The sequence below is a fragment of the Streptomyces milbemycinicus genome, assembly GCF_002154605.1.
Lineage (GTDB): Bacteria > Actinomycetota > Actinomycetes > Streptomycetales > Streptomycetaceae > Streptomyces > Streptomyces milbemycinicus.
The window spans coordinates 1-1,085 of the sequence record NZ_MUNE01000982.1 but is presented as its reverse complement, the minus strand read 5'-3'; the positions used below and the strand labels follow the sequence as shown (position 1 = coordinate 1,085).

The following is a 1,085-nucleotide window of genomic DNA, read 5'->3' as shown; positions in this document are numbered from 1 at the left end:
GGCCGGTGGTCTGCCGGGAGGTTCCGGCGGGGCGGAGGGCCAAGGGCCAGCCATGGGGTACGTACCGGGGCCCGACGCACACGTCCCGGCCGCAGGCCCCTCCGGCCCGGCGGCCGCGCGGGCGGCGGTGACCGGCCGGGGTGGGGCCGGGGGCGGGGCTGGGTCCGGTCAGGGCGGGGCCCCGGCCGTGGCGGGGCCCGGTGCGGGTGGTCCGGCGGCTGGTGATCCTGCCGCTGGTGGTCCTGTTGCTGGTGGTGGTGCGGGTGTGGCTCCGGCCGACGCCGGAGGTGAGGGGCAGCAGCCCGGAGCCTGGCCCGGGGGTGCCGAGCCCGCGGGGGCGAACGGCGGTGGTCAGCGCCCCGGTGCCTGGCCTGGTGCGGCCACTGGTGGTGCGGCTGCGGGCGGTTCTGCGGCTCATGGTCCGGCTGCTGGAGGGCAGGCGGAGGGCGGCGATACGGATGGTGGCGGGGCCCCTGCCTCGTCCTCGTCGCGGCCCGGGGCCTGGCCGAGTGCCGCGGCCCCCGGTTCCGGCGCCCAGGGCGCGGGGCGGCAGCCCGGCAGCTGGCCGTCGGCCGCCGCTCCGGGGCAGGGCGGGGCGCCTTCGGGTGGTCCTTCTGGTCCTTCTGGTTCTTCCGGTGCTTCTGGTGCTTCTGGTGCTTCGGGTTCTTCCGGCCCTTCCAGTCCCTCCGCGCCTTCCCCCGGTCCTGCCGGCGCCCCCGCCGCCTCCGCGCCGGGCATGGCGCAGGGCGCCATGCAGGTGCGGCAGATGTGGCCGGACATTCTGGAGGCGGTCAAGAACCGCCGACGCTTCACCTGGATCCTGCTGAGTCAGAACGCGACCGTCACCGGCTTCGACGGCACCACTCTCCAGCTCGGCTTCTCCAACGCAGGCGCGCGCGACAGCTTCGTCAGCGGTGGCAGCGAGGACGTGCTGCGCCAGGCGCTCAGCGATGCGATCGGCGTGCAGTGGCGGATCGAGGCGATCGTCGATCCCTCGGGCGGCGCTGGGCAGCAGGGCGGGCCCGGCGGTGCGGGCGGCGGAGGCTTCGGCGGTGCCGGTGGACCCGGGGGCTCCGGGGGCTCCG

The 1,085-nt window shown here is 77.2% G+C and carries 2 pseudogenes; one reads left to right on the top strand and one right to left on the bottom strand.

Annotation, left to right across the window (positions count from 1 at the left end):
* A pseudogene (locus tag CCN51_RS59770) lies at window positions 1-418 on the bottom strand (hypothetical protein); the annotation flags it as partial.
* 318 nt (window positions 419-736) lie between these two features.
* Here CCN51_RS59770 and CCN51_RS59765 point away from each other — a divergent pair.
* A pseudogene (locus CCN51_RS59765) lies at window positions 737-1,085 on the top strand (DNA polymerase III subunit gamma and tau); the annotation flags it as partial.